Here is a 20020-nt window from a genome sequence, read left to right as displayed (position 1 = left end):
TAGGAGTGCCTGCCATGTCCATCTGGACCGACCTGACGCCAGTGCCGTTCTCGCTCTCGTACGTGGACGCGGGCGGCGTGAGGACCCGGACGCTGCGGGCCGGCGAGGGCACCCCGGTGGTGTTCCTGCACGGCACGAGCGGGCACCTCGAGGCGTTCACGCGCAACATCGTGCCGCACGCCGAGCACTACGCCGTCCACGCGATCGACATGCTGGGCCACGGCTACACCGGCAAGCCCGGCCACCCGTACGAGATCCCGCTGTACGTGAAGCACCTGCTCGACTACTTCGACGCCGTCGGGATCGAGAAGGCGCACATCGTCGGCGAGTCGCTCGGCGGCTGGGTCGGCGCGCGCGCCGCCGTCGACTTCCCCGGCCGCGTGGCCAGCTTGCAGCTGCTCTGCGCGGGCGGCACCGTGGCCAACCCCGAGGTGATGCAGCGGATCGACTCCAGCACCCGGCAGGCCGTGGCGACCGACGACGTCGAGCTGACCCGCAAGCGGCTGCGGCTGCTGATGGCCGACCCGGTCAACGCGACCGAGGAGCTGGTCGACGTGCGGCACCGGATCTACCACGAGCCCGACTTCGTAGCCAACATCGACAACCTGCTCTCGCTGCAGAAGATGGAGATCCGGCAGCGCAACCTGCTGACCGAGGAGCAGATGGGCGCGATCACCCAGCCCACGCTGATCGTCTGGGGCCGCAAGAACCCGTTCGGTGACGTGCCCGAGGCTCAGGCCATGCACGAGGCCATCCCGGGTTCGCGGCTGGAGCTGTTCGAGGACACGGGTCACTGGCCGCAGCACGAGCAGGCCGCGATCTACAACCCGCTCAGCCTCGAGTTCCTGGCCAAGGCCGCCTGATGCGCGCGCTGCGCTTCCACGACTGGGGCCAGGACCCGGTCGTCGACGAGATCGAGGAGCCCGTACGGGGTGCGGGCGAGGTGCTCGTGCAGGTGCGCGCGGCCGCGCTGGCCCACCTCGACCTCACCGTCGCGTCCGGCACGTTCGGGCTCAAGCCGCCGCTGCCCTACACCGGCGGGGTCGAGGGCAGCGGCGTGGTCGTCGAGGCGGACGACCTCGAGCCCGGCACCCAGGTGATGCTGCGCGGCGCGGGCCTGGGCCTGCTGCGCGGTGGCACCTGGCAGGAGCGGGTGAGCGTGCCCCGCAAGGCGGTCACCGTGGTCGACGCCGGGGTGCCGGCCGAGGTGGCGGCGACGTTCTTCGTGCCCACCACGACCGCCGCGGTCGTGCTGCACGACGTGGCCAAGCTGCAGCCGGGGGAGAAGGTCGCCGTGGTCGGCGCGGCCGGGGCCGTGGGGGCCAGCGTGGCCCAGCAGGCGCGGCTGGCCGGGGCCGAGGTGACCGGCCTGGTCGCCCGCGAGGATCAGCTCGCGCTCGTCCCCGACGGTGTCACCGGTGTCGTGCTGGGCGCGTTCGACGACCGCCCCTTCGACCTGCTGATCGACACGCTCGGCGGCGACGGCCTGGTCGGGCGCAGCCGCTGGGTGCGCCAGGGCGGGCGGGCCGTGGTGATCGGTTACGTGGCCGGCACCGAGGTCACCATCGACCTGCCGAGCTGGCTGCTCGACGACGTGGCGCTGCTGCCGGTCAACATGATCCGGCACGAGCGCCGGGCCCGGGAGCTGGCGCCCGCGCTGATCGAGCGGCTGGCGGCGGGCGAGCTGAGCGTGGCGGTGGAAAGCGTCCCGCTGGCGGACGCGGTGGACGCGATCGCGCGGATGCGGTCGGGACACGTACGGGGTCGCGCGGTTCTTTCGTTCTGAGACGGGGTGGTCCGGCTGGCGGGACGTGTTCCGCTGGCCGGACCGTTTCGTTGATAAGTGTGACGCGGGCGACGAGATTCAGGTGATGGAGGCCCCCGCAGCGAACTGCCTGTTTCAGCCCGACCCTCGCGACCCTCATCCCGCCCCCGACAGCAACAGCGTGCTCGGCAAGGTGCGCCGCATCCTCGAGGTGTTCGGCCTCGACGACGAGACGCTCAGCCTCAGCGAACTGGCCCGGCGCACCGGCCTCGCGAAGGCGTCGGTGCACCGGCTCAGCCAGGAGCTCGTGCAGTGGGGGCTGCTGGAGCGCCGCAACGGCGAGTACCGGCTCGGCATGCGGCTCTTCGAGATCGGCCAGCGCGTGCCCCGCCAGCGGATCCTGCGCGACCTGGCCCGCCCGCTGATGATCGATCTGGTGCAGGCCACCCACGAGACCGCGCACCTGGCCGTGGCCGACGGCCTCGAAGTGCTCTACCTGGACAAGGTGTCGGGGGAGCACGCCCAGATCAGCCGGCCCTCGCGCGTGGCCGGGCGGATGCCGCTGCACTGCACGGCGACCGGCAAGGCGCTGCTCGCGTTCGGCTCGCGGCACCTGCTCGACGAGGTGATGACCGCCCCGCTGACCCGGGTCACGCCGCGCACCACGGTGGCCCCCGGCCTGCTCGCCCAGGAGCTGCAGAAGGCCCGCGAGCAGGGCTTCGTGGCCGAGTTCGAGCAGACCCGGATCGGTTACATGAGCGTGGCCATCCCGCTCACCGGCGCGACCGGCGCCGTCGTGGCGGCCCTCTCGGTGACCGCCCCGACGACGCGGGCCAAGGTCGATCGTTACGTCGGCCTGCTCAACCTGGTCGGCCGGCGGATGACGAAGCTGCTCAGCGCGCAGGAGATCTGAGCGCCGCCACGATGTGCCCCGCGGTCTTGGCCGCGTACGCCTCGATCGAGACCATCGGGTTGACGCCGGGCGCGGTGGGCAGCGCCGAAGCGTCGGCCACATAGACGCCCCGGACATCGAAGAGCTGACCCTCGCCGTCCACGACCGTGCCCGTGGCGCAGGTGCCCGACTGGTGCGCCGACAACGTCAGGACGTCCGGCCCCTCCAGCGCGGCCAGGGTGCCGAGGAACGCCTGGAAGTCCTCTCCCTCCCGCCATCGCGGATCACCCGGCAGGAACGTGAAGATCTCGCGTGCGCCCGCCGCGCGCAACAACTTCGCCAGTTCGACGTGGCAACGCCGCACGACCTCCAGATCGACGTCGTCGTTCAGGTCCCAGTGGATCAGCGGCATGCCGTCCGGGCCCAGCTCGACGCGGCCCGAGCCGTGGTCCCGCGCGAAACCCCACACACCCGACACGTGCCGCAGCCGCAGCTGTTCGCGCTTGTGCGACTCGCCGCCCTGCCACGGGGTGAGCGCCGTCCAGAAACCCAGACCCATCGGGGCCGCCTCCACGACGAAACCGTGCTCGCCGGCCACGTGCTCGTAGTTGTGGCTGACGCTGGTCAGGATCTGCCCCTCCCAGCCGCGCACGTCGGAGTCGAACACCCCGCTCATGAAGTACGAGGGATGCACGTGCAAGTTCTGGCCGGCTTCGGGGCCGCCGATCCCCGACGCCAGCAGCAGCGCCGGGCTGGCCAGGGCACCCGCGGCGACGACGACGATCGGCGCGTGCAGCTCGACCTCGCGATCGCCGATCGTTGCCCGTACGCCGGAGGCCCGCCCGTCCTCGTGCAGGATCTCGCGCACGTCGCAGTCCGGCAGCAGGCGGGCGCCGTGGTCGCTGGCGTCCTGCAGGAACGTCTTCATGGTCGACTGCTTGCACCCGACCAGGCAGCCCGCGTTGCACTCGCCGCAGTAGCGCGACTCGTCGTCCTTGGCGTTGCGGGCCAGCGTGGCCCAGGCCAGCCCGGCCGCCTCGAAACCGCGGATCAGGATCTCGTTGACGCGATTGTGCACGGTGTTCGACGGTTTCGCGTTGATCCGCTCCATGACCGCGCGCACGTGCTCGTCGAAGTCGTCGAGCCCCTTCATGCCGCGCTCGCGCCACTCGTCGACCACGTAGCCGGGCGTGGGCAGGCAGGCCATCGAGTTGACAGTGGTGCCGCCGCCGACCGTCGAGCCCGCCAGCAACCCGACGGACGCGCTGGTCGACCAGAGGAAACCGCCGCCCAGATAGAGGTTGGGGAACGACAGCGCCTCCAGCTGCGGCAGATCGGGCTCGTTGCGGTAGGAACCCTTCTCCAGGACGAGGACCCGCAGCCCGGCCTCGGCCAGGCGGGCCGCGGCCACACCGCCGCCCGCGCCGGAGCCGATCACGACGGCGTCGGCGGTCAGGTCGTCGTCCGCGGTGATGGTGCGCAGCGTCTTGGGGAACTCGGCCTCGCTCGGCGTGGGCAGCAGCGGGCCCGGGTAGCCGATCGCGGGCCAGGTCGGGTTCTTGGCGTCGGCGTCGGGGCCGGTGTAGAACATCGCGAGCACGGTGCTCTGCAGGATGATCGCGCCCGGGTAGGTGCCGGCGTTCTCGAGGGCGGACCGCCAGCGAAGAGCTCGCTCCTCGTCGCCGGCCGCGGCGAAGTCGTCGCCCAGCGCGGCCAGCGTCGTCGTGATCTTGTCTTGTACGTGCGGGGCGAGCATCGGGATCACGGCAGCGGCGATCGCGTCGATGCCCAGGTCCGATGCGCTCAGGCCGAGCAAGGTGGCCGCTTCGGGACTGTCGCCGGCGGCGGCCGGCACACGGGGGACCAGGGTGTCGCAGACGGCTTTCACAATTTCCGGGTTCATGCGTGCTCTCCGAGGAACTTCAGGGTCACGGCCGCCACGTCGGGGGCCTTCTGCTCCATGAGCGGGATGGTGCCGCCCTCGATCACGGTGGTCTCGACCCGTACGGCGTTGGTCAGGTGTTTCTGCAGGCGCTCGACGTCGGGCAGGGCGAACGGGTCCTCGGCCGCGCCGATCAGCAGCACGGGCGCGGTGACCAGGCCGATCCGGTCCTCCATGACGTAGCGGGCGCAGGCCATGTGCCCCTCGGCCGGATCGACCCCGGGCGCGAGCGCGTCGCGGACGAAGCGGTCGAGCAGGTCGGGCCGCCCGGCCGGGTAGTACGGCTGCCGCAGCGCCCACAGCTGGGTCAGGTGCGTGCCGTCCGCGGCCGTCTCGGCCTCGTCGACCCCCGGACCGCCGGCGTGGCCCTCCCGGTAGGCGGCATCGGTCCACGGCGCCGACGACAACACGAGCGCTCCGATCCGGTCCGGCGCGGCCGCGGCCATCTCGATGGCGACCGCGCCGCCGGTGTGATGCCCGAGCACCGCGGCCCGCTCGACGCCGAGCGCGTCCAGCAGCGCGAACGCGCCCTCGGCGATGGCCTCGATCGTCTGCGGGGCCGGCAGCGGCGCGCTCAGCCCGAACCCGCGCATGTCCATGGCGATCACCCGGTGGCCCGCGGCCAGCAGCGGCTGCACCTCGCGGAACTCGTCGTACGAGCGGGGTGTCTGGTGGAGGAGCAGCAGAACCGGACCCTCGCCCAGCTCGGCATAGTGCATCTGGCCGTACGGTGTGGCCGCGTACCCACGGGTCATCGGCTGTTCTCCCGTCGAAGTGTGGTCTGGGTCTCCACAACACGCCTCCGCGGTTACGCGCGCCTTCCTGACGGTCCGTTCACCGGACTCCTGCTCCAAATCTCCGGACGTCGCGTTCCGGCCACAGTCCGTTCAGCGGAACAGGTCGCTTAGGCCGGTAACGCGCCGGTGCCAAGGTGAGCGCCAATCCGGTTGCCGGTGGGTGAACTCACAAACCCCCAGGGAGGTACGCAGGTGAACGCAAGTGCGGCGCCTCTGGTCGAGGTACGCGGCGTCTCGAAGCGCTATCCGGGCGTGCTCGCCCTGGACAACGCCAGCCTGACCGTCAGTCCCGGCGAGATCGTGGCCCTGACCGGCGAGAACGGCTCCGGCAAGTCGACCCTGTCGAAGATCATCGGCGGGGCCGAGCAGCCGGACGGCGGGACCGTGCTGGTCGACGGCGTGGAGACGGTGATCGCCAACCCGGCCACCGCGCTCCAGCTGGGCATCGTGATGATCAGCCAGGAGCTGACCCTGGCCCCGCAGCTGACCGTGGCCGAGAACGTCTTCATGGGCCGGCTGCCCCGCCGCGGCCGGGTGATCGACTGGGCGACCGCGCGCCGCCGGGCCCGCGAGGAACTGGCCGCGCTGGACGTGCACGTCGACGTGGACGCCAAGGTGGGTGACCTGTCGGTGGAGCTGCAGCAGGAGGTCGAGATCGCCCGCGCGGTCTCCTCCAAGGCCCGGCTGCTGATCCTCGACGAGGCCACCAGCTCGCTGTCCGAGCACGCCACCGAGCGGCTGCTGGAACTCGTACGGGACCAGGCCGAGCGCGGCGTGGCGGTGCTGATGATCTCGCACCGGATGCCCGAGCTGTACGCGACGGCGAGCCGGGCCGCGGTGCTGCGCGACGGCAAACTGGTCGGCACGGTCCCGCTGCCCTCGACGCCCGAGTCCCAGCTGGTGCGGATGATGGTCGGCCGCGAGCTCAACGACTACTACGGCTCCCGCGACTGCGTGCCCGGCGACGTGGTGCTGCAGGTGCGCGATCTGGCCTCGGCCGACGGCGCGCTCGCCCCCACCTCGTTCGAGGTGCGCAGCGGCGAGATCGTCGGCATCGCCGGGCTCGTCGGCTCGGGCAAGGCCCAGCTCGGCATGGCCCTGGGCGGGGCCATCGCGGCCACCGGCGACGTCCGGGTCAACGGCACGGCCGTCGCGCTGGGCGACCCGCGCCGCGCTCTCGGCGCCGGCATCGGCCTGGTGCCCGACGACCGCAAACGCGCGGCCCTGCTGCCGACCCGCAGCGTCGCCCACAACATGACCCTGACGTGGCTGCCCAAGCTGTCGAAGCTGGGCGTGGTGCCCACCCGTACGGAAAAACGCCGGGTCCGGGAGGCGATCGCCGAGTACGGCGTGAAGACCTCGTCCCCGGCCAAGCTGATCACGCAGCTCTCCGGCGGCAACCAGCAGAAGGCGATCCTCGGACGCATCTTCGCGCTGGACTGCCCGGTCTACGTGCTCAGCGAGCCCACTCGCGGCGTCGACGTCGGCTCCAAGAGCCAGATCTACGCCCTGTTGCAGAAGCTGACCGAGAGCGGCGCCGCCGTCGTGATCATCAGTTCCGAGCTGCCCGAGCTGATCGGCCTGGCCGACCGGGTCCTGGTCTGTTTCCAGGGCGCGGTCCGCGGCGAGGTCAGCGGCGAGCAGCTGCAGGAAGAGGTGCTGAACGCGATCGCGGTCAGCGGGCACGTCCACTCCGAGGAGCCTTCATGAGTCAGGACACGCAAATACGTCCGCCGGCGAAGGTCGAGGCGCCCTCGTCGCCCGGCTTGCTCACCACCGTGTGGCGGGCGTCGGGCAAGACCACCGGTGTGCTGGCCGGCCTGATCCTGCTGGTCGTCTACCTGTCGATCACCCAGCCGATCTTCATGACCTGGGGCAACATCACCAACATCGTGGCCAGCAACAGCGTGGTGCTGGTGCTCGCGGTCGGCGCGACCTTCGTGATCATCTCGGGCGGGCTCGACCTGTCCACCGCCTCGGCGGCCGCGGTCACCGGCATGTCGTACGGGATGCTGCTGCAACACGGGATGAGCGCCTGGGTCGCGGTCGCCGGTGCGCTGGCCGTCGGTCTGCTCCTGGGCATCGTCAACGGTGTCCTGATCTCGTACGTGAAGATCTCCTTCCTGGTCGTCACGCTGGGCACGCTGTCGATCTTCGAGAGCGCGGCGCTGGTGATGTCGCAGGGCAAGACGATCAACGTGTTCTCGATCGAGGGCTTCCAGCCGATCTACAACCTGGTCAACGGCCGGGTGGCCGGGCTTCCCTACCTGCTGATCTTCGACGTGGTCCTGGTCGTGGTGGCCGCCCTGGTGCTGCGTTACACGACCTTCGGGCGCGGCGTCTACGCGCTCGGCTCCAACCGCGAGGCGGCCCGGCTCAACGGCATCAACGTGGCCCGGACGACGCTCAGCGTGTTCCTGATCGCCGGCCTGGCCGCCGCCGTGGCCAGCCTGATCCAGGTCGGCCGGCTCACCGGCGCCAGCCCCGGCATCGACTCCACGCTGCTGCTCACGGTCGTGGCCGCGGTGCTGATCGGGGGCACGGCCTACACCGGCGGCGACGGCGGCGTGGGCGGAACGGTCCTCGGCGTCCTGTTCCTCGGCGTGATCCAGAACGGTCTGACGTTGAGCGACGTGTCGACGTTCTGGCGCGGCACGGTCAACGGCGTCGTCCTGATCGTCGCGGTCGCGCTCGGAGTGGCCCGCGACCGGGGCTGGTTGCGGTTCAATCGGGGCAGGACCCCAGCCTCATCCTGAACCGCCGCCGACCTGCCCCTTCCGCCCTTTCTTCATCCGCCCGAATCGCTTCTTTCGGATTTGCGCGACACGCACCAATGCCCCACCGCCGGCCGGGCTTCGCGGCCCGGTTGGCTGACGCGACGGAGGACTCCATGCCGCAAGTGCAGGACCAGGCGATCATCCAGGCGGTTTGCGACACGTTCGCGCCGTCCCTGAGCGCCCCTGAAGGCGTCGACGAGGCCACTGCTGCGTTCTACCGCGACGGCGCCCGAGCCCGGGGCATCGACGTCGCCGTGGCCGGCGCGGTCGGGTCGCTCGACGTGCTTACTCGCGGGGCCATCGCCGAGCTGCTGGATCGGCTCGGGCCGGACTTCGTGACGGCCGACCTCGATTCCCGTACGGCGACGCTGCTGGCGGTGGCCGACGAGTCCATGCGGCTGCGTCTCGGCGTACGGCAGCTCAAGGCCATGACCCTCGCGACGCTGGTCGGAGCCGTGGACGAGACCGGGACCAACCCGGCGTGGCCGGCGCTGGGCTATCCCGGCCCGGCCACCAAGCCCCCGGCCGCGCCCAAGAACTTCCCGCTCGTGTCGCTGCCCGCCGGCGAGGCCCAGCTGGAGGCCGACGTCGTGGTGATCGGTTCGGGTGCGGGCGGCGCGATCATCGCGGCCCGCGCGGCCCAGGCCGGGCTGTCGGTGCTCGTCCTGGAGGCCGCGCAGTATCGCAACGAGGCCGACTTCCGGCAGATCGACTCGATCGGCGCGGCCACGATGTTCCTGCGGGGCGGCTCGCTGTGGTCGTCCTCGGGGCAGATGGGCGTGCTGGCCGGCGCGACCCTGGGCGGCGGCACGGTGATCAACTCGATGGTGTGCCTGCGCACGCCGCAGCACATCCGCGAGCTCTGGACCTCGTACGGGCTCGAAGGTCTGGACGGACCCGACTTCGACAAGTTCACCGACATGGTGTGGGACCGGATCGGGGTCAACACCGACGCCACCCAGTACAACGCCAACACCCGGGCCATGATCACCGGCCTGGCCTCGCTGGGGTACCGGCACGAACGGCTGCCCCGCAACGCCGCGCCGGACGACGACGCGACGATGTGCGGCTACTGCAACGCCGGCTGTCAGCAGGGCAAGAAGCGCTCCACCCTGCACACGTACCTGCAGGACGCCGTGGACGCGGGCGCGCGGGTCGTGGTCGGTGCGCACGTCGACCGGATCGTCACCGCGGACGGGCGCGCCACGGGTGTGCTGGCCACCGTCGACGGTTCCACGTCGCTGTCCGTCTCGGCGGGCCACGTCGTCGTCGCGGCCGGTGGCATCGAATCGCCCGCGGTGCTGCTGCGCTCCGGCATCGGCGGCCCCGCGGTCGGCAAGAACCTCACGCTGCACCCGGCCTGGATCGTCACCGGCGTCTACGAGGAGCCGGTCGAGGCGTGGCACGGTCAGATCCAGTCCGCCGTCAGCTTCGACCTGACCCGGGTCGTCGACGGCGGCGGTTTCCTGGTCGAAAGCCTCGCTCTCAACCCCGGCACGTGGGCCGGGCAGTCCCCGTTCACCGACGGCCGCACGACCCGCGACCAGCTGCGCAGGCTGCCCTACTTCGCGACCTGGCACGGGGTTTCGCACGACCACGGCAGCGGCGAGGTCTACCTCGACGCCGACGGGCGGGCCGCCGTGCACTGGAACCTCGACGACGACGTCGATCACCGCATCGCCGTACGGGCGCACACCGAACTGGCCCGGATGCACCGCGAGGCCGGCGCCACCGAGATCTTCACGTTCCACTGGAGCGACCAGCGCTGGCGCAGCGGTGAGGACTTCGACGCCTATCTGCAGCAGCTGACCGACTCGCCGATCAACGACCACACCGCTTTCTCCGCCCATCAGATGGGCTCCTGCCGGCTCGGCGCCGACCCGGCCACCTCGGTGGCCGACGGCTGGGGACAGCTTCACGACGTCGCGGGCGTCTGGATCGGGGACGCGTCCGCGTTGCCGACCGCGCCCGGCGTCAACCCCATGATCACCGTCATGGCGCTGGCCGAGCGGACCGCCTCGGCCCTCGTCAAGTCTCTCTAAAGCTCGCGCTCGTGCCCTCACCCCTCGGAGGAACCGTCATGCCCATTTCCCGGTGGAAAATTACCTCTTGTTCGCTTATGGGCGTCGCCGCCCTGCTCGGCACCACCGCCTGCGGCGGGGGCGACGACGCCTCGGCCTCCGGCAGCACCGGCGGTCTCAAGGTCGCCTACTCCAGCCCGGTGGCCTCGCAGCCCGGCCAGCAGATCGTCACCAACGGCCTCAACGCCGGGGCCAAGGAACTGGGCTGGGAGGTCAACGTCATCGACGCCAACCTCTCGGCCGACCAGCAGGTCTCCAACGTGCAGACGATGATCCAGCAGCAGGCCGCCGCGATCGGGCTCTGGGCGCTCGACTCCGGCGCCATGGAGGGCACCTACGCCCAGGCCAAGGCGGCCAACATCCCGGTCATCGGCGTCAACTCGGAAGGCGCGAACGTCTCCTCGACCGTGTGGTGGGGCGTCAACCGCTGTGACGACGACCAGTCGCCGTACCGGCAGGCGGCCAAGCAGATCGCCGACGCCCGCCCCGGCGGCAAAGTGATCGTCATGGGCGGCCCGCCGGTGCCGTCGATCCAGGCCAACGTGAAGTGCTTCAGCGACGCGGCCAAGGCGGCCGGGCTGACCATCCTGGCCCAGATCGACAACACCAAGGACACCTCGGCCAACGCGGCGTCGCTGACCGCCGACACGTTCACCAAGTACCCGGACGTGGACGCGGTCTGGTCGTACAACGACTCGTCGGCCATCGGCGCGTCGACCTCGGCCACCCGGGCCGGGCGCAAGATCTCCGACGGCACCACCGAGGGCATCATCATCCAGGGCTCGAACGGTGACCCGGACGCGATCGAGGCGATCAAGCAGGGCCGGCTCAGCGGCACGTGGGACCCGGACTCGTACGCCACCGGCATGGCCGTCATCAAGGCCATGGACGACGCCAAGAAGGGCGTGACCGGCAAGAACTACGTGGTGACGGCGAAGTACTGGAGCCAGGCCAACATCGCCGAGTACAAGGACACCGCGACCCTCGGCTACACGCTGGCCACCATCCCGGTCACCGAGAAGTAAGACGTGATCGACGCTACGGCGATGGCCGCGCTCATCACCTCCGGCGAGGCCAGCCCGGCCGAGCTGGTGAGCGCGGCGATCCGCCGGATCGAGGAGCTCGACGGCCGGGTCAACGCGGTCGTGCACCGCCGCTTCGAGCAGGCCCTCGACGAGGCCGCGGGCCCGCTGCCGGACGGACCGTTCCGCGGCGTCCCCATCCTGCTCAAGGACCTGCGCAGCGGCAGCGCCGGCGACCCCGACCATCAGGGCAACGCCTTCCTGCGCGGCCTCGGCCACCGCGCAACCCACGACGCGCACGTGACGGCGCTGCTGCGCCGGGCCGGCTTCATCGTGCTCGGACGCACCAACACCCCCGAGTTCGGCCTGGTGTCCACGACCGAGCCGCGCGCCACCGGCCCCACCCGCAACCCGTGGGACCTCACCCGGTCGCCCGGCGGCTCCTCGGGCGGCTCGGCCGTCGCGGTCGCCACCGGCATGGTGCCCGTGGCCCAGGGCACCGACGGCGGCGGCTCGCTGCGCATGCCGTCGTCGCACTGCGGAGTGTTCGGTTTCAAGAGCAGCCGGGGCCGGGTCAGCGCCGGACCCGACGAGGGCGACGCGCTGGCCGCACACAACATCTACGGCGTCATCACCCGCAGCGTGCGCGACAGCGCGGCCGCCCTCGACGCCATCTCCGGCTATCAGTCCGGCGACCCGGTGGTGGCGCCGCGGCCGGCCACGACCTTCCTCGACGCCGTGACTGCCGATCCCGGCTCGCTGCGGATCGGCGTGATGCTCGTCGACGACGTGCACGGTTACCCGGTCGACCCGCAGGTGAACGCGGTCGTGCGGCGGATGGCCGACCGGCTGACCGCGCTCGGCCACCACGTCGAGGAGGCGTACCCGGCGGCGATGACCGACCCCGCCTACCTCGAGCACTGGCTGGGTCTGCTCAGCCCCAGCGTCACCGTGCTGATGGACGACCTGGCCGCCATGGCCGGACGGCCGCTGCGCCGCGACGAGTGCGAGGAGGTGACGTGGTGGTGGGCCGAGCAGGGAGCCAAGGTGTCGGCGGCCGAATACGTACGGCACGAGGTCTGGCGCGACGACTTCCGCCGCCGCATGGCCTCGTGGTGGACCGGCGGCCACGACCTGCTGCTCAGCCCGGTCGTGCCCAACCCGCCGCCTGAGCTGGGGCTGTTCGACGGGCCGGACGGCGTTCAGCGCTCCATCGACATCCTCTGCTTCACGCCGCAGTTCAACACCACCGGCCAGCCGGCCATGGCGGTGCCGGCCGCACTGTCTGCGGAGGGCCTTCCGATCGGGGTGCAGTTCGCGGCCGCCTACGGCCGGGAGGAAACGCTGTTCGCGCTGGCCGGGCAGCTCGAGGCGGCGCACCCGTGGAGCGGGGTCACCGCATGACTATCACCGGACCGTCCGACCGGCACGTCCGGGCCGCCGCCGACCACCTGGGGCTGCCGCTGACCGACGCCGGCGTCGCCGCCGTACGGGCCGACATCGCGCCCATCATCGAGCTGCTGGGCGGGCTCGACGCCCTGGCCGAGCCGCTGCCCCCGGTGCGGTATCCGCGCACCCCGGGCCACCGTCCGGCCCCGGCCGACGACCCGTACAACGGCTGGGCCGTCCGCACCGACATCGCCGGCGCCGCATCCGGGCCGCTGGCCGGGCATCGGATCGCCGTCAAGGACACGGTCGGCGTGGCCGGGGTGCCGATGACCGCCGGATCGGCCACGTTGCAGGGTTTCGCGCCCGACTTCGACGCCACGATCGTGACCCGCATCCTCGACGCGGGCGGAAACCTGGCCGGCAAGGCGAACTGCGAGTACTTCTGCTACGGCGCGGGCAGCCACACCAGCGCGAACGGGCCCGTACGCAACCCGTGGGACCCGGCCCGCACGGCCGGCGGCTCCTCGTCGGGCAGCGCGGTGCTGGTCGCCTCGGGCGCGGTGCCGATGGCCGTGGGCGGTGACCAGGGCGGCTCCATCCGGGTGCCCGCCGCCCACTGCGGAATCTACGGGCTCAAGCCGACCCACGGGCTCGTGCCGTACACGGGTGTCATGCCGGTCGACCCGTCGATCGACCACGTCGGACCGATGACCGCCACCGTGGCCGACAACGCGCTGCTGCTCGACGTGCTGGCCGGTCCCGACGGGCTCGACCCGCGCCAAGTCGGCGTCCGCAAAGGCGACTACCTCGGCGCGGTGACCGGCGGTGTCAAGGGCCTGCGCGTCGGCCTGCTCACCGAGGGTTTCGGGCAGCCGCTGGCCGAGCCGGGCGTCGAACGGCTCGTCCGGTCGGCCGCCGACCGGCTGGCCGCGGCCGGAGCCACGGTCGTCGAGGTGTCGGTGCCCGAGCACCGCACGATGATGAACGTCTGGGCGGCGATCATCCTGGAGGGCACCGTTCAGGTGGCCATGCACGGCAACGGCGCCTGGACGGGCATCACCGGCCTCAACCCGACCGCGCTGATGCGGGCCCACTCGGCCTGGCGCCACCGGGCCCACCTGCTGTCCGAGCCCATCAAGACCGGCCTGATCGCGGGCCATTACCTGCGCGAGGTCTACGGCGGCGTCTACTACGCCAAGGCCCAGAACCTCGTCCGCGCCGCGCGGCAGGCCTACGACACCGCCCTGAACGACGTCGACGTGCTCGCGCTGCCCACCGTGCCGTTCGTCGCGCCGCCGCTACCCGTGGGCACCAGCCGGGCCGAGATGTCCGCCCCCGGCTTCGACCCCGTGGTCAACACTGCGCCCTTCGACTGCACCGGCCACCCCGCCCTCTCCGTGCCGTGCGGCCTCAGCGAGGGGCTGCCCGCCGGCCTGATGCTGGTCGGCCGCCATTGGGACGAGGCGACCCTCTACCGGGCCGCCGGCGTCCTCGAACGCTCCGGCGACTGGCGAGAATGGCGGAGCGACGCGGTGGCACCCCACCGGCCCTGAACCAGCGGGCCCCGGTCAACGGCGACCGGGGCCCGCTCTCACGCTGACATCCCCGTTCACGTGCACGCGCCCCGCTGCCCACTCGGAATCAGGTCGCGTTCTCGATGACGACGTCGAGGAGCTGGTCGAGCAGCTCGGCGTCGCACAGCTGTCCAAGAGCCAGGACTCCGAGACGGCCCGGCACCTCGACGCGCAGGTCGAAGCGTTCCGCGCCGAGGCCGGCGGGAACTTGCCGACCCGTACGGGGTCCACCGACCGGCTGACCCGCCGACGACCTGTTCAGCACTCGAAGGTAGCCGTCAGCTCGACATCCGGTGTCGGTTAAATCCAGTTTGTCCTCCCGTACGGCGCCCTGAAACAGTGCGAGAGGATCATGATGAATAAGCTCACCCGCGCCCTGACCCTGGGAGGGTTCGGCGTTCTCACCGCTTTGACCGTTGGCATGGGGCCGGCTCAGGCCGCCCCGGCCGCCCCGGCCGGACCGGCGACTGCGGACAGCAAGATCACGGCCAGCCAGAACATGTGGCGGGGCGAGAGCCAGATCGTCGGCTTCTACCGCTCGTTGCGGGCCTGCCAGCTGGCCGGCATGTACGGCGAGCGGAGCGGTGCCTGGGACGACTTCGACTGCTACGTCGTTCGCGTCGGCCCCCGGCGGGGTGCCTGGGCCCTCGACGTCGCTGACTACGACAACTGGGGCTCGTTCGGCTTCGGCCGGCCGTTCCAGGTCGTCCGCGGCTTCCCGGCTCAGTTCCGTCCCGTCTGGGCGGGCCAGTTCCGCCAGGTTCGCCCGGGCCAGTTCCGGCACTTCCGCCCGGGTTCGCACCGGTCCGACTGGATGCGGGACCGGGACCGTCGCCACGGTGGCTGGGACCGGGACCGTCACCACGGTGGCTGGGACCGCAACGACGGCCGTGGCCGGGACAACGACGGCCGTGGCCGGGACAACGACGGCCGTGGCAACCAGGGCAACGGCCCGCGCGGCGACCAGGGTCACGGCCCGCGCGGCAACCACTGACCCCACGAGCACGACCTCGGGCGGCGTCACGCCCGGGTCGTTCGGAGTGGCGTCAGACGCCACTTGACAACGCACAAGGGATGCATTTATCGCGCGATCCCCATGCCGATAGGTGACTTACACATCCTTGGCCGCCAGGCGATCATGTCGCCTGGCGGCCGCGGCGTTCCGCGTGGGAGCGCCGGACGGCGTGGCCGCCTTGGCCCGCGTGATCAGCCTCCGGCCGATCAGTGCCGGCAGGGCGATCGCGCCCACGGCCACCGGGATCAGTAGCGGCAGGCCCCAGCCGAGCCGGAACACGCTGACCGCGACCAGGCCGGTGACCAGCGAGATGGCGTTGAACCCGAGGGCCTCGACGTAGGCGCCGCCGCCGCCGAGCCGCCGGGCGGTAACGGCGCGGAAGCTCATCACGGCGGCGAGGACCAGCAGCCCGAGGAAGACGATCAGCGTCATGCCCGAGGCGTCGCCGAGCCACACCGCCGGGATCAGAAACACGGTCATGGCGATCGTGGACACCGCGTGGATGCCGGCGAACCGAGGCCTGCGCACGGCGAGAAGCGCGCTGACCAGGGCGACGGCCGCGGCGAGCGCATGGGCGGTGACGAACGCGAGATGCGGGTCCATGAGAGCAGTACACGGCCGGTGGCCGGCGGTGGTCCAACAACCGCGGAGCCGGATTGACAACCGGTGGTTGTCGAAGTTGTACTCAGCCGGTGGACCTGGACACCGCGACGCTGCGGGCGTTCGTCACGGTGGCCGCGGAGCTGCACTTCGGGCGGGCCGCCGCCCGGCTCGGGGTCAGCCAGCAGGCGTTGTCGAAACGGATCCGGCGGCTCGAAACCGACCTCGGCGCCGCCCTGGTGGACCGGGACGACCGGCGGTCGATCCGGCTGACCGCGGACGGGCAGCGGGTGCTGCCGCAGGCCGTGGCGGTGATCCGAGCTGTGGATCGGCTCGGCGCGGGGCGGCCGCCGGAGCGGTTACGGGTCGACGCCATGGGCGACCACCTCGCCCCGATGGCCTGGCTGCGGCGGGCGTCGGTGACGGTCCCGGTCGAGGTGACCGAGCGGCCACCCGCCGCCACGGCCGAGCATCTGCTGATGGCGGGGCGGGCCGAGCTGGCGTTCGGGCGGGCCGGCGCCGTGCCCGGCCCGTGGCCCGCGGACCTGCGGCGGCGGCTGGTGATGCTCGAACCCCTGGCGGTGCTCGTGCCGGCGACGCACCGCTGGGCGGCACGCGAGCGGCTGCCGCTGGCCGAGCTGGCCGGGGCGCGGCTGTGGTTCCCGATGGCGGGGGCGCCGGTCGAGTGGCAGGACTACGTCGCCGAATTCGCCGCGTCGACGGGGGCCGGCATCGACACGCGCGGGTCGACGTTCGGGTTCGCGAACTGGGCCGAGGACGTCACGGCGGGGGTCGCGCCGCCGTCGCTGATCGGGGAGGCGATGCGGCTGCCGGACGAACGGATGCGCAGCGTGCCCCTGAGCGACCCGACCCCGGTGTTCCCGTGGTGGCTGTTGTGGCGCAGCGACATCGACGACGCGACCGTGGCGGAACTCGTGGCCGCGATGGGGTTCGCCGCGGGGCCGCCCTCGCGCCGCGACACCTGGATGCCGGAGGCCGACGCGGACCTCCGTGATCGATGAAGTCCGAGAGGACGGGGCCGCACCGCTGGTGGCCGGGGGCGGGCGAGCCGCGGGTGATCCGGCGCGACGTCTGTGTGCTGGGCGGCGGTTCGGCCGGCACGCACGCCGCGGTCCGCCGCCGGAAGGAGGTTTTCTCCACCGGCGGCGGACGGAGGGTTCGGGCTCCGGGCGGTGCTGTCGCTGAGTGCCGACGAGGCGGTCCGTTGACCGGACCCGAGCGCCTGCGCGGCCGTCGTCGCGCTGCGATCGTGCGGGGATGAACATCATCGGGTATCTCGACCGGCTCAGCTACGCGCCCGGTGCCACCGTGCACGCCAAGTTCAGCACGCCCGCGGCCGGCTTCACCGCGCGGCTGGTGCGGCTGATCAACGGCGATGCGCATCCGCTCGGGCCGGGCGCCGACATCCGAGCCGTGCCCTCCGCGCTCGACGGGCTGAGCTTCCCGGGCCGGGTGCAGCCGATCCGTGCCGGTTCCTTCGCCCGTACGGCGGAGGCACCGGTCCCGGCGGGCCGCCTCGACCTGCGGTTGGCGTTCCAGCCGACGCTCGCCACCGGAGCCGGCCACCCGCAGACGATCGTGACTCTGACCAGCGGTGACACGCTGGTGGCGTCGGTTGTCATCGATGACGGGCAAGCCTTTCTCCGTACGGGGAAGGGGTCGGCCCGGGCCGGCGAAGTGGTGACCGGCCGCTGGTATCGGCTCGCGCTGACCGTGACCGGGCCGACCGCGAGTGTGGTGCTGTCGGACGTGACGACGACGGTCGACGTGACGGTGGCGGGTTCGCGGGCGCTGGCGGTGACGTTCGCGGCCGACGGCGCCGGGGAGAACCACTTCAACGGCCGCATCGATCGGCCCACGCTGCACGCCGGCGACGCCCTGATCGCGGAGTGGGACTTCGGGCCCAGCCGGACGCTGCGGCAGGTCGCCAACCGCGTCGGCCCCGGCTTCCACGCCGAGACGGTCAACTTCCCGCTGCGCGCGTGTCTCGGCATCGACGGCGCGGCCGACGACGTGGATCCGCGGCTTGCGCCCGAGGCCTACCAGGCGATCCACTTCCACGACGACGATCTCGACGACGCCGGCTGGCACGACGACCTGACGCTGCAGGTGCCCGCGGATCTGCCCAGTGGTGTCTACGGTGTGCACGTCACGGCAGCCGACGGCACCGAGGACACGGTCCCGTTCGTGGTCACGCCGGGTGACAATCCGCGCAAGAGCGCCCTCGTCGTGTTGCCCACGTTCAGCTACCTCGCGTACAGCTGCGAGCACGTGATGGCCGACCCGGGCGCCCGCGACTACCTGCGCGGGGTGGGGGTCGGTGAGCCCCCGGAGTTCGGTGGCAACAAGCACGACACCTACCTGCTCACGAACGGCCTGCGCAGCCTCTACGACGTGCACACCGACGGCACCGGCGTGTGTTTCACGAGCACGCGGAAGCCCCTGCCCAACGTGCGGCCGGATCACCGCTGGGCGGCCGTGGCGGGCGGCGCGACCTCGGCCCACCAGTTCAGCGCCGACCTGCACCTGATCGCCTGGCTCGACGCGGAGGGCTACGACATCGACGTGATCACCGACGAGGAGGTGCACCGGGAGGGACTGGCCGCGCTGGCCCCTTACCGTGTGGTCCTGACCGGCAGTCACCCCGAGTATCCGACCACCGCGATGATGACCGCCTACGAGACGTACCTGGATCAGGGCGGCCGGCTCATGTATCTGGGCGGCAACGGCTTCTACTGGGTCACCTCGATCGACCCGGAGCGCGAGCACACCATCGAGATCCGGCGCACGGCGGGCATCCGCGCCTGGCAGCCCGAGCCCGGCGAGTGGCATCACGCGACCACCGGCGAGCTGGGCGGGCTGTGGCGGCTGCGCGGCAAGGCGCCGCAGAAGATGCTCGGCGTGGGCATGGCCTCGCAGGGCTTCGACACCAACCGCCCGTACGACGTGGTCACGAAGGTGCCGTTCGTCTTCGCCGGGATCGAGAACGCCGAGACCATCGGCGACTTCCCGTCGCTGGTGAACGGGCACGGCGCGGCCGGCGTCGAGATCGACCGGGCCGACCGCGCGCTGGGCACCCCCGACGGCACGATCGTGCTGGCCACGGCGACGGGCTTCTCCCGGGCGTACGGGCTGGACCCGATCGAGGTGCAGCTGCCCGACGGGTGTTACGACGGCACGACCAGCGACAAGGTCCGCTGCGACCTGGTGCTGGTGCCCAAGCCCAACGGCGGCGCGGTCTTCTCCACCGGCAGCATCGCCTGGTGCGGCTCCCTGCTCGCCGACGACCGCCGCAACGACGTCTCGATCCTCACCGGTAACGTGCTGCGCGCGTTCCTGACCGAGGACAAGCTGACCTTCTGACCACGGCCCCCGCCATCAGTCACCCGGCCGTCGTCAGGGCAGGTGAAGGGGGTGAGGGATGGACGACTTCCGGGACTTCGTGCGGGAGCGCTCACCGGTGTTGTCGCGCCACGCGTACCTGCTCACCGGGGACCACCAGCTCGCCGAGGACCTGCTGCAGAGCGCGCTGGCGAGCGTCTACCGGCATTGGCGGCGCGTGCGCGACGACAACCCCGAGGCGTACCTGCGCCGCGCCATCTATCACCAGCACGTCAGCTGGTGGCGGCGGCGCCGCGTGCCCGAGCACCTGACGGGCGCGCCGCCGGAACGGGCCCGGGACGACCCGGCCGGCGCCACGGCCCTGCGGCTGAGCCTGGCCCGGGCGCTGGCCACGCTCAGCCCCAAGCAGCGCGCGGTGGTCGTGCGCGGGGAGCCTGCGCGCGGCCCGGCGGGGGCGCCGGCGTACGGCGGCGGTGTGGGCGCTGGTCGTGGCGGCGCTGGCGCTGGCCGTCCCGTTCGCGCCACGGCCGGCGACGACCCCGGCGGCGGACCGCGGCGTCATCTCGTTGCCCGACCGTCTGGGCCTGCCCGCGTACGGGGCTCGCGGTGTGTCGGGGCTGGGCGCGGCGTCGGTGGTCTTCTCGGGCTACGGTCCGCGGTTCGGGCCCTGGTTCGACGACCACGACACGTACGGGCTGGTCGGCGCGACGAAAGAGGACTACCGCAAGGTGCACACCGGCCTGGTCGACGACGGGGTGCTGCTCGCCCCGGACGGCGCCGGCCTGGCCGTGCCGACCGGCTGA

17 protein-coding genes and 1 pseudogene are annotated in these 20020 nt (G+C 71.9%); 14 read left to right on the top strand and 4 right to left on the bottom strand.

Features of this window, described 5'->3' with window-relative positions; all coding sequences use genetic code 11:
• The first annotated feature begins 14 nt into the window (after positions 1-14).
• The 3 genes from BKA14_RS20035 (at position 15) to BKA14_RS20025 (ending at position 2678) form a co-directional block, all read left to right on the top strand.
• Positions 15-863: an alpha/beta fold hydrolase gene (locus BKA14_RS20035; RefSeq protein ID WP_184952458.1), complete on the top strand. Its 849-nt coding sequence runs from the start codon at positions 15-17 to the stop codon at positions 861-863.
• On the top strand, positions 863-1786 hold the full coding sequence (locus tag BKA14_RS20030; RefSeq protein WP_184952457.1) for a zinc-binding dehydrogenase: 924 nt from the start codon (positions 863-865) through the stop codon (positions 1784-1786). The genes BKA14_RS20035 and BKA14_RS20030 overlap by 1 nt, the downstream gene beginning before the upstream one ends.
• Before the next feature lie 85 nt (positions 1787-1871).
• Entirely contained in the window at positions 1872-2678 is an 807-nt protein-coding gene (locus BKA14_RS20025) for an IclR family transcriptional regulator (RefSeq protein WP_184952456.1), read from the top strand.
• Here BKA14_RS20025 and BKA14_RS20020 read toward each other — a convergent pair.
• A complete protein-coding gene (locus BKA14_RS20020; RefSeq protein WP_184952455.1) occupies positions 2659-4560 on the bottom strand; it encodes a GMC family oxidoreductase N-terminal domain-containing protein in 1902 nt (633 codons plus the stop codon). The two genes, BKA14_RS20025 and BKA14_RS20020, sit on opposite strands and share 20 nt — an antisense overlap.
• Positions 4557-5354, bottom strand: a complete 798-nt coding sequence (locus BKA14_RS20015) for an alpha/beta fold hydrolase (RefSeq protein ID WP_184952454.1) — start codon at positions 5352-5354, stop codon at positions 4557-4559. The genes BKA14_RS20020 and BKA14_RS20015 overlap by 4 nt, the downstream gene beginning before the upstream one ends.
• A 234-nt stretch (positions 5355-5588) precedes the next feature.
• Between BKA14_RS20015 and BKA14_RS20010 the strand changes: the two genes are divergently transcribed.
• The 6 genes from BKA14_RS20010 to BKA14_RS19985 all read left to right on the top strand — a co-directional run bounded on the left by BKA14_RS20010 (position 5589) and on the right by BKA14_RS19985 (position 14218).
• On the top strand, positions 5589-7106 hold the full coding sequence (locus BKA14_RS20010) for a sugar ABC transporter ATP-binding protein (RefSeq protein ID WP_203722395.1): 1518 nt from the start codon (positions 5589-5591) through the stop codon (positions 7104-7106).
• Positions 7103-8152 (top strand): ABC transporter permease, encoded by a 1050-nt coding sequence (locus tag BKA14_RS20005; RefSeq protein ID WP_184952452.1) that lies wholly within the window; start codon positions 7103-7105, stop codon positions 8150-8152. The genes BKA14_RS20010 and BKA14_RS20005 overlap by 4 nt, the downstream gene beginning before the upstream one ends.
• Positions 8153-8286: 134 nt before the next feature.
• Positions 8287-10215: an FAD-dependent oxidoreductase gene (locus tag BKA14_RS20000; RefSeq protein WP_184952451.1), complete on the top strand. Its 1929-nt coding sequence runs from the start codon at positions 8287-8289 to the stop codon at positions 10213-10215.
• A 77-nt stretch (positions 10216-10292) separates the two neighbouring features.
• Positions 10293-11279: a sugar ABC transporter substrate-binding protein gene (locus tag BKA14_RS19995; protein WP_184952450.1), complete on the top strand. Its 987-nt coding sequence runs from the start codon at positions 10293-10295 to the stop codon at positions 11277-11279.
• A gap of 3 nt (positions 11280-11282) precedes the next feature.
• Positions 11283-12680, top strand: a complete 1398-nt coding sequence (locus BKA14_RS19990; protein ID WP_184952449.1) for an amidase — start codon at positions 11283-11285, stop codon at positions 12678-12680.
• Positions 12677-14218: an amidase gene (locus BKA14_RS19985; protein WP_184952448.1), complete on the top strand. Its 1542-nt coding sequence runs from the start codon at positions 12677-12679 to the stop codon at positions 14216-14218. The genes BKA14_RS19990 and BKA14_RS19985 overlap by 4 nt, the downstream gene beginning before the upstream one ends.
• A gap of 88 nt (positions 14219-14306) precedes the next feature.
• Here the strand turns inward: BKA14_RS19985 and BKA14_RS19980 are convergent, their stop codons facing one another.
• Positions 14307-14504: a hypothetical protein gene (locus tag BKA14_RS19980; RefSeq protein ID WP_184952447.1), complete on the bottom strand. Its 198-nt coding sequence runs from the start codon at positions 14502-14504 to the stop codon at positions 14307-14309.
• Between the two features lie 87 nt (positions 14505-14591).
• Between BKA14_RS19980 and BKA14_RS19975 the strand changes: the two genes are divergently transcribed.
• Positions 14592-15233 (top strand): hypothetical protein, encoded by a 642-nt coding sequence (locus BKA14_RS19975; RefSeq protein ID WP_184952446.1) that lies wholly within the window; start codon positions 14592-14594, stop codon positions 15231-15233.
• 117 nt (positions 15234-15350) lie between these two features.
• Here BKA14_RS19975 and BKA14_RS19970 read toward each other — a convergent pair whose 3' ends face one another.
• Positions 15351-15857, bottom strand: coding sequence for a hypothetical protein (locus BKA14_RS19970; protein WP_184952445.1), 507 nt, complete (start codon positions 15855-15857; stop codon positions 15351-15353).
• Positions 15858-15946: 89 nt separating this feature from the next.
• Here BKA14_RS19970 and BKA14_RS19965 point away from each other — a divergent pair, with 89 nt between their 5' ends.
• From BKA14_RS19965 to BKA14_RS43270, 4 genes and pseudogenes are all read left to right on the top strand, one after another.
• Positions 15947-16876, top strand: coding sequence for a LysR family transcriptional regulator (locus tag BKA14_RS19965; protein WP_184952444.1), 930 nt, complete (start codon positions 15947-15949; stop codon positions 16874-16876).
• 256 nt (positions 16877-17132) lie between these two features.
• The gene (locus BKA14_RS19960; RefSeq protein ID WP_184952443.1) at positions 17133-19238 is read left to right on the top strand and encodes a N,N-dimethylformamidase beta subunit family domain-containing protein; all 2106 of its coding nucleotides are present in this window, start codon (positions 17133-17135) and stop codon (positions 19236-19238) included.
• A gap of 58 nt (positions 19239-19296) precedes the next feature.
• A pseudogene (locus tag BKA14_RS44195) lies at positions 19297-19500 on the top strand (sigma factor); the annotation flags it as partial.
• A gap of 190 nt (positions 19501-19690) precedes the next feature.
• Positions 19691-20020: a hypothetical protein gene (locus BKA14_RS43270; protein WP_221478687.1), complete on the top strand. Its 330-nt coding sequence runs from the start codon at positions 19691-19693 to the stop codon at positions 20018-20020.

Source organism: Paractinoplanes abujensis (assembly GCF_014204895.1).
GTDB lineage: Bacteria > Actinomycetota > Actinomycetes > Mycobacteriales > Micromonosporaceae > Actinoplanes > Actinoplanes abujensis.
This window is presented reverse-complemented; position numbering and strand designations above follow the sequence as displayed.

Bases quoted from the DNA above. Each gene is read 5' to 3' on its own strand.
- BKA14_RS20035 (WP_184952458.1), top strand. From the start codon at position 15: ATGTCCATCTGGACCGACCTGACGCCAGTGCCGTTCTCGCTCTCGTAC.
- BKA14_RS20030 (WP_184952457.1), top strand. From the start codon at position 863: ATGCGCGCGCTGCGCTTCCACGACTGGGGCCAGGACCCGGTCGTCGAC.
- BKA14_RS20025 (WP_184952456.1), top strand. From the start codon at position 1,872: ATGGAGGCCCCCGCAGCGAACTGCCTGTTTCAGCCCGACCCTCGCGAC.
- BKA14_RS20020 (WP_184952455.1), bottom strand. From the start codon at position 4,560: ATGAACCCGGAAATTGTGAAAGCCGTCTGCGACACCCTGGTCCCCCGT.
- BKA14_RS20015 (WP_184952454.1), bottom strand. From the start codon at position 5,354: ATGACCCGTGGGTACGCGGCCACACCGTACGGCCAGATGCACTATGCC.
- BKA14_RS20005 (WP_184952452.1), top strand. From the start codon at position 7,103: ATGAGTCAGGACACGCAAATACGTCCGCCGGCGAAGGTCGAGGCGCCC.
- BKA14_RS20000 (WP_184952451.1), top strand. From the start codon at position 8,287: ATGCCGCAAGTGCAGGACCAGGCGATCATCCAGGCGGTTTGCGACACG.
- BKA14_RS19995 (WP_184952450.1), top strand. From the start codon at position 10,293: ATGGGCGTCGCCGCCCTGCTCGGCACCACCGCCTGCGGCGGGGGCGAC.
- BKA14_RS19985 (WP_184952448.1), top strand. From the start codon at position 12,677: ATGACTATCACCGGACCGTCCGACCGGCACGTCCGGGCCGCCGCCGAC.
- BKA14_RS19975 (WP_184952446.1), top strand. From the start codon at position 14,592: ATGATGAATAAGCTCACCCGCGCCCTGACCCTGGGAGGGTTCGGCGTT.
- BKA14_RS19970 (WP_184952445.1), bottom strand. From the start codon at position 15,857: ATGGACCCGCATCTCGCGTTCGTCACCGCCCATGCGCTCGCCGCGGCC.
- BKA14_RS19960 (WP_184952443.1), top strand. From the start codon at position 17,133: ATGAACATCATCGGGTATCTCGACCGGCTCAGCTACGCGCCCGGTGCC.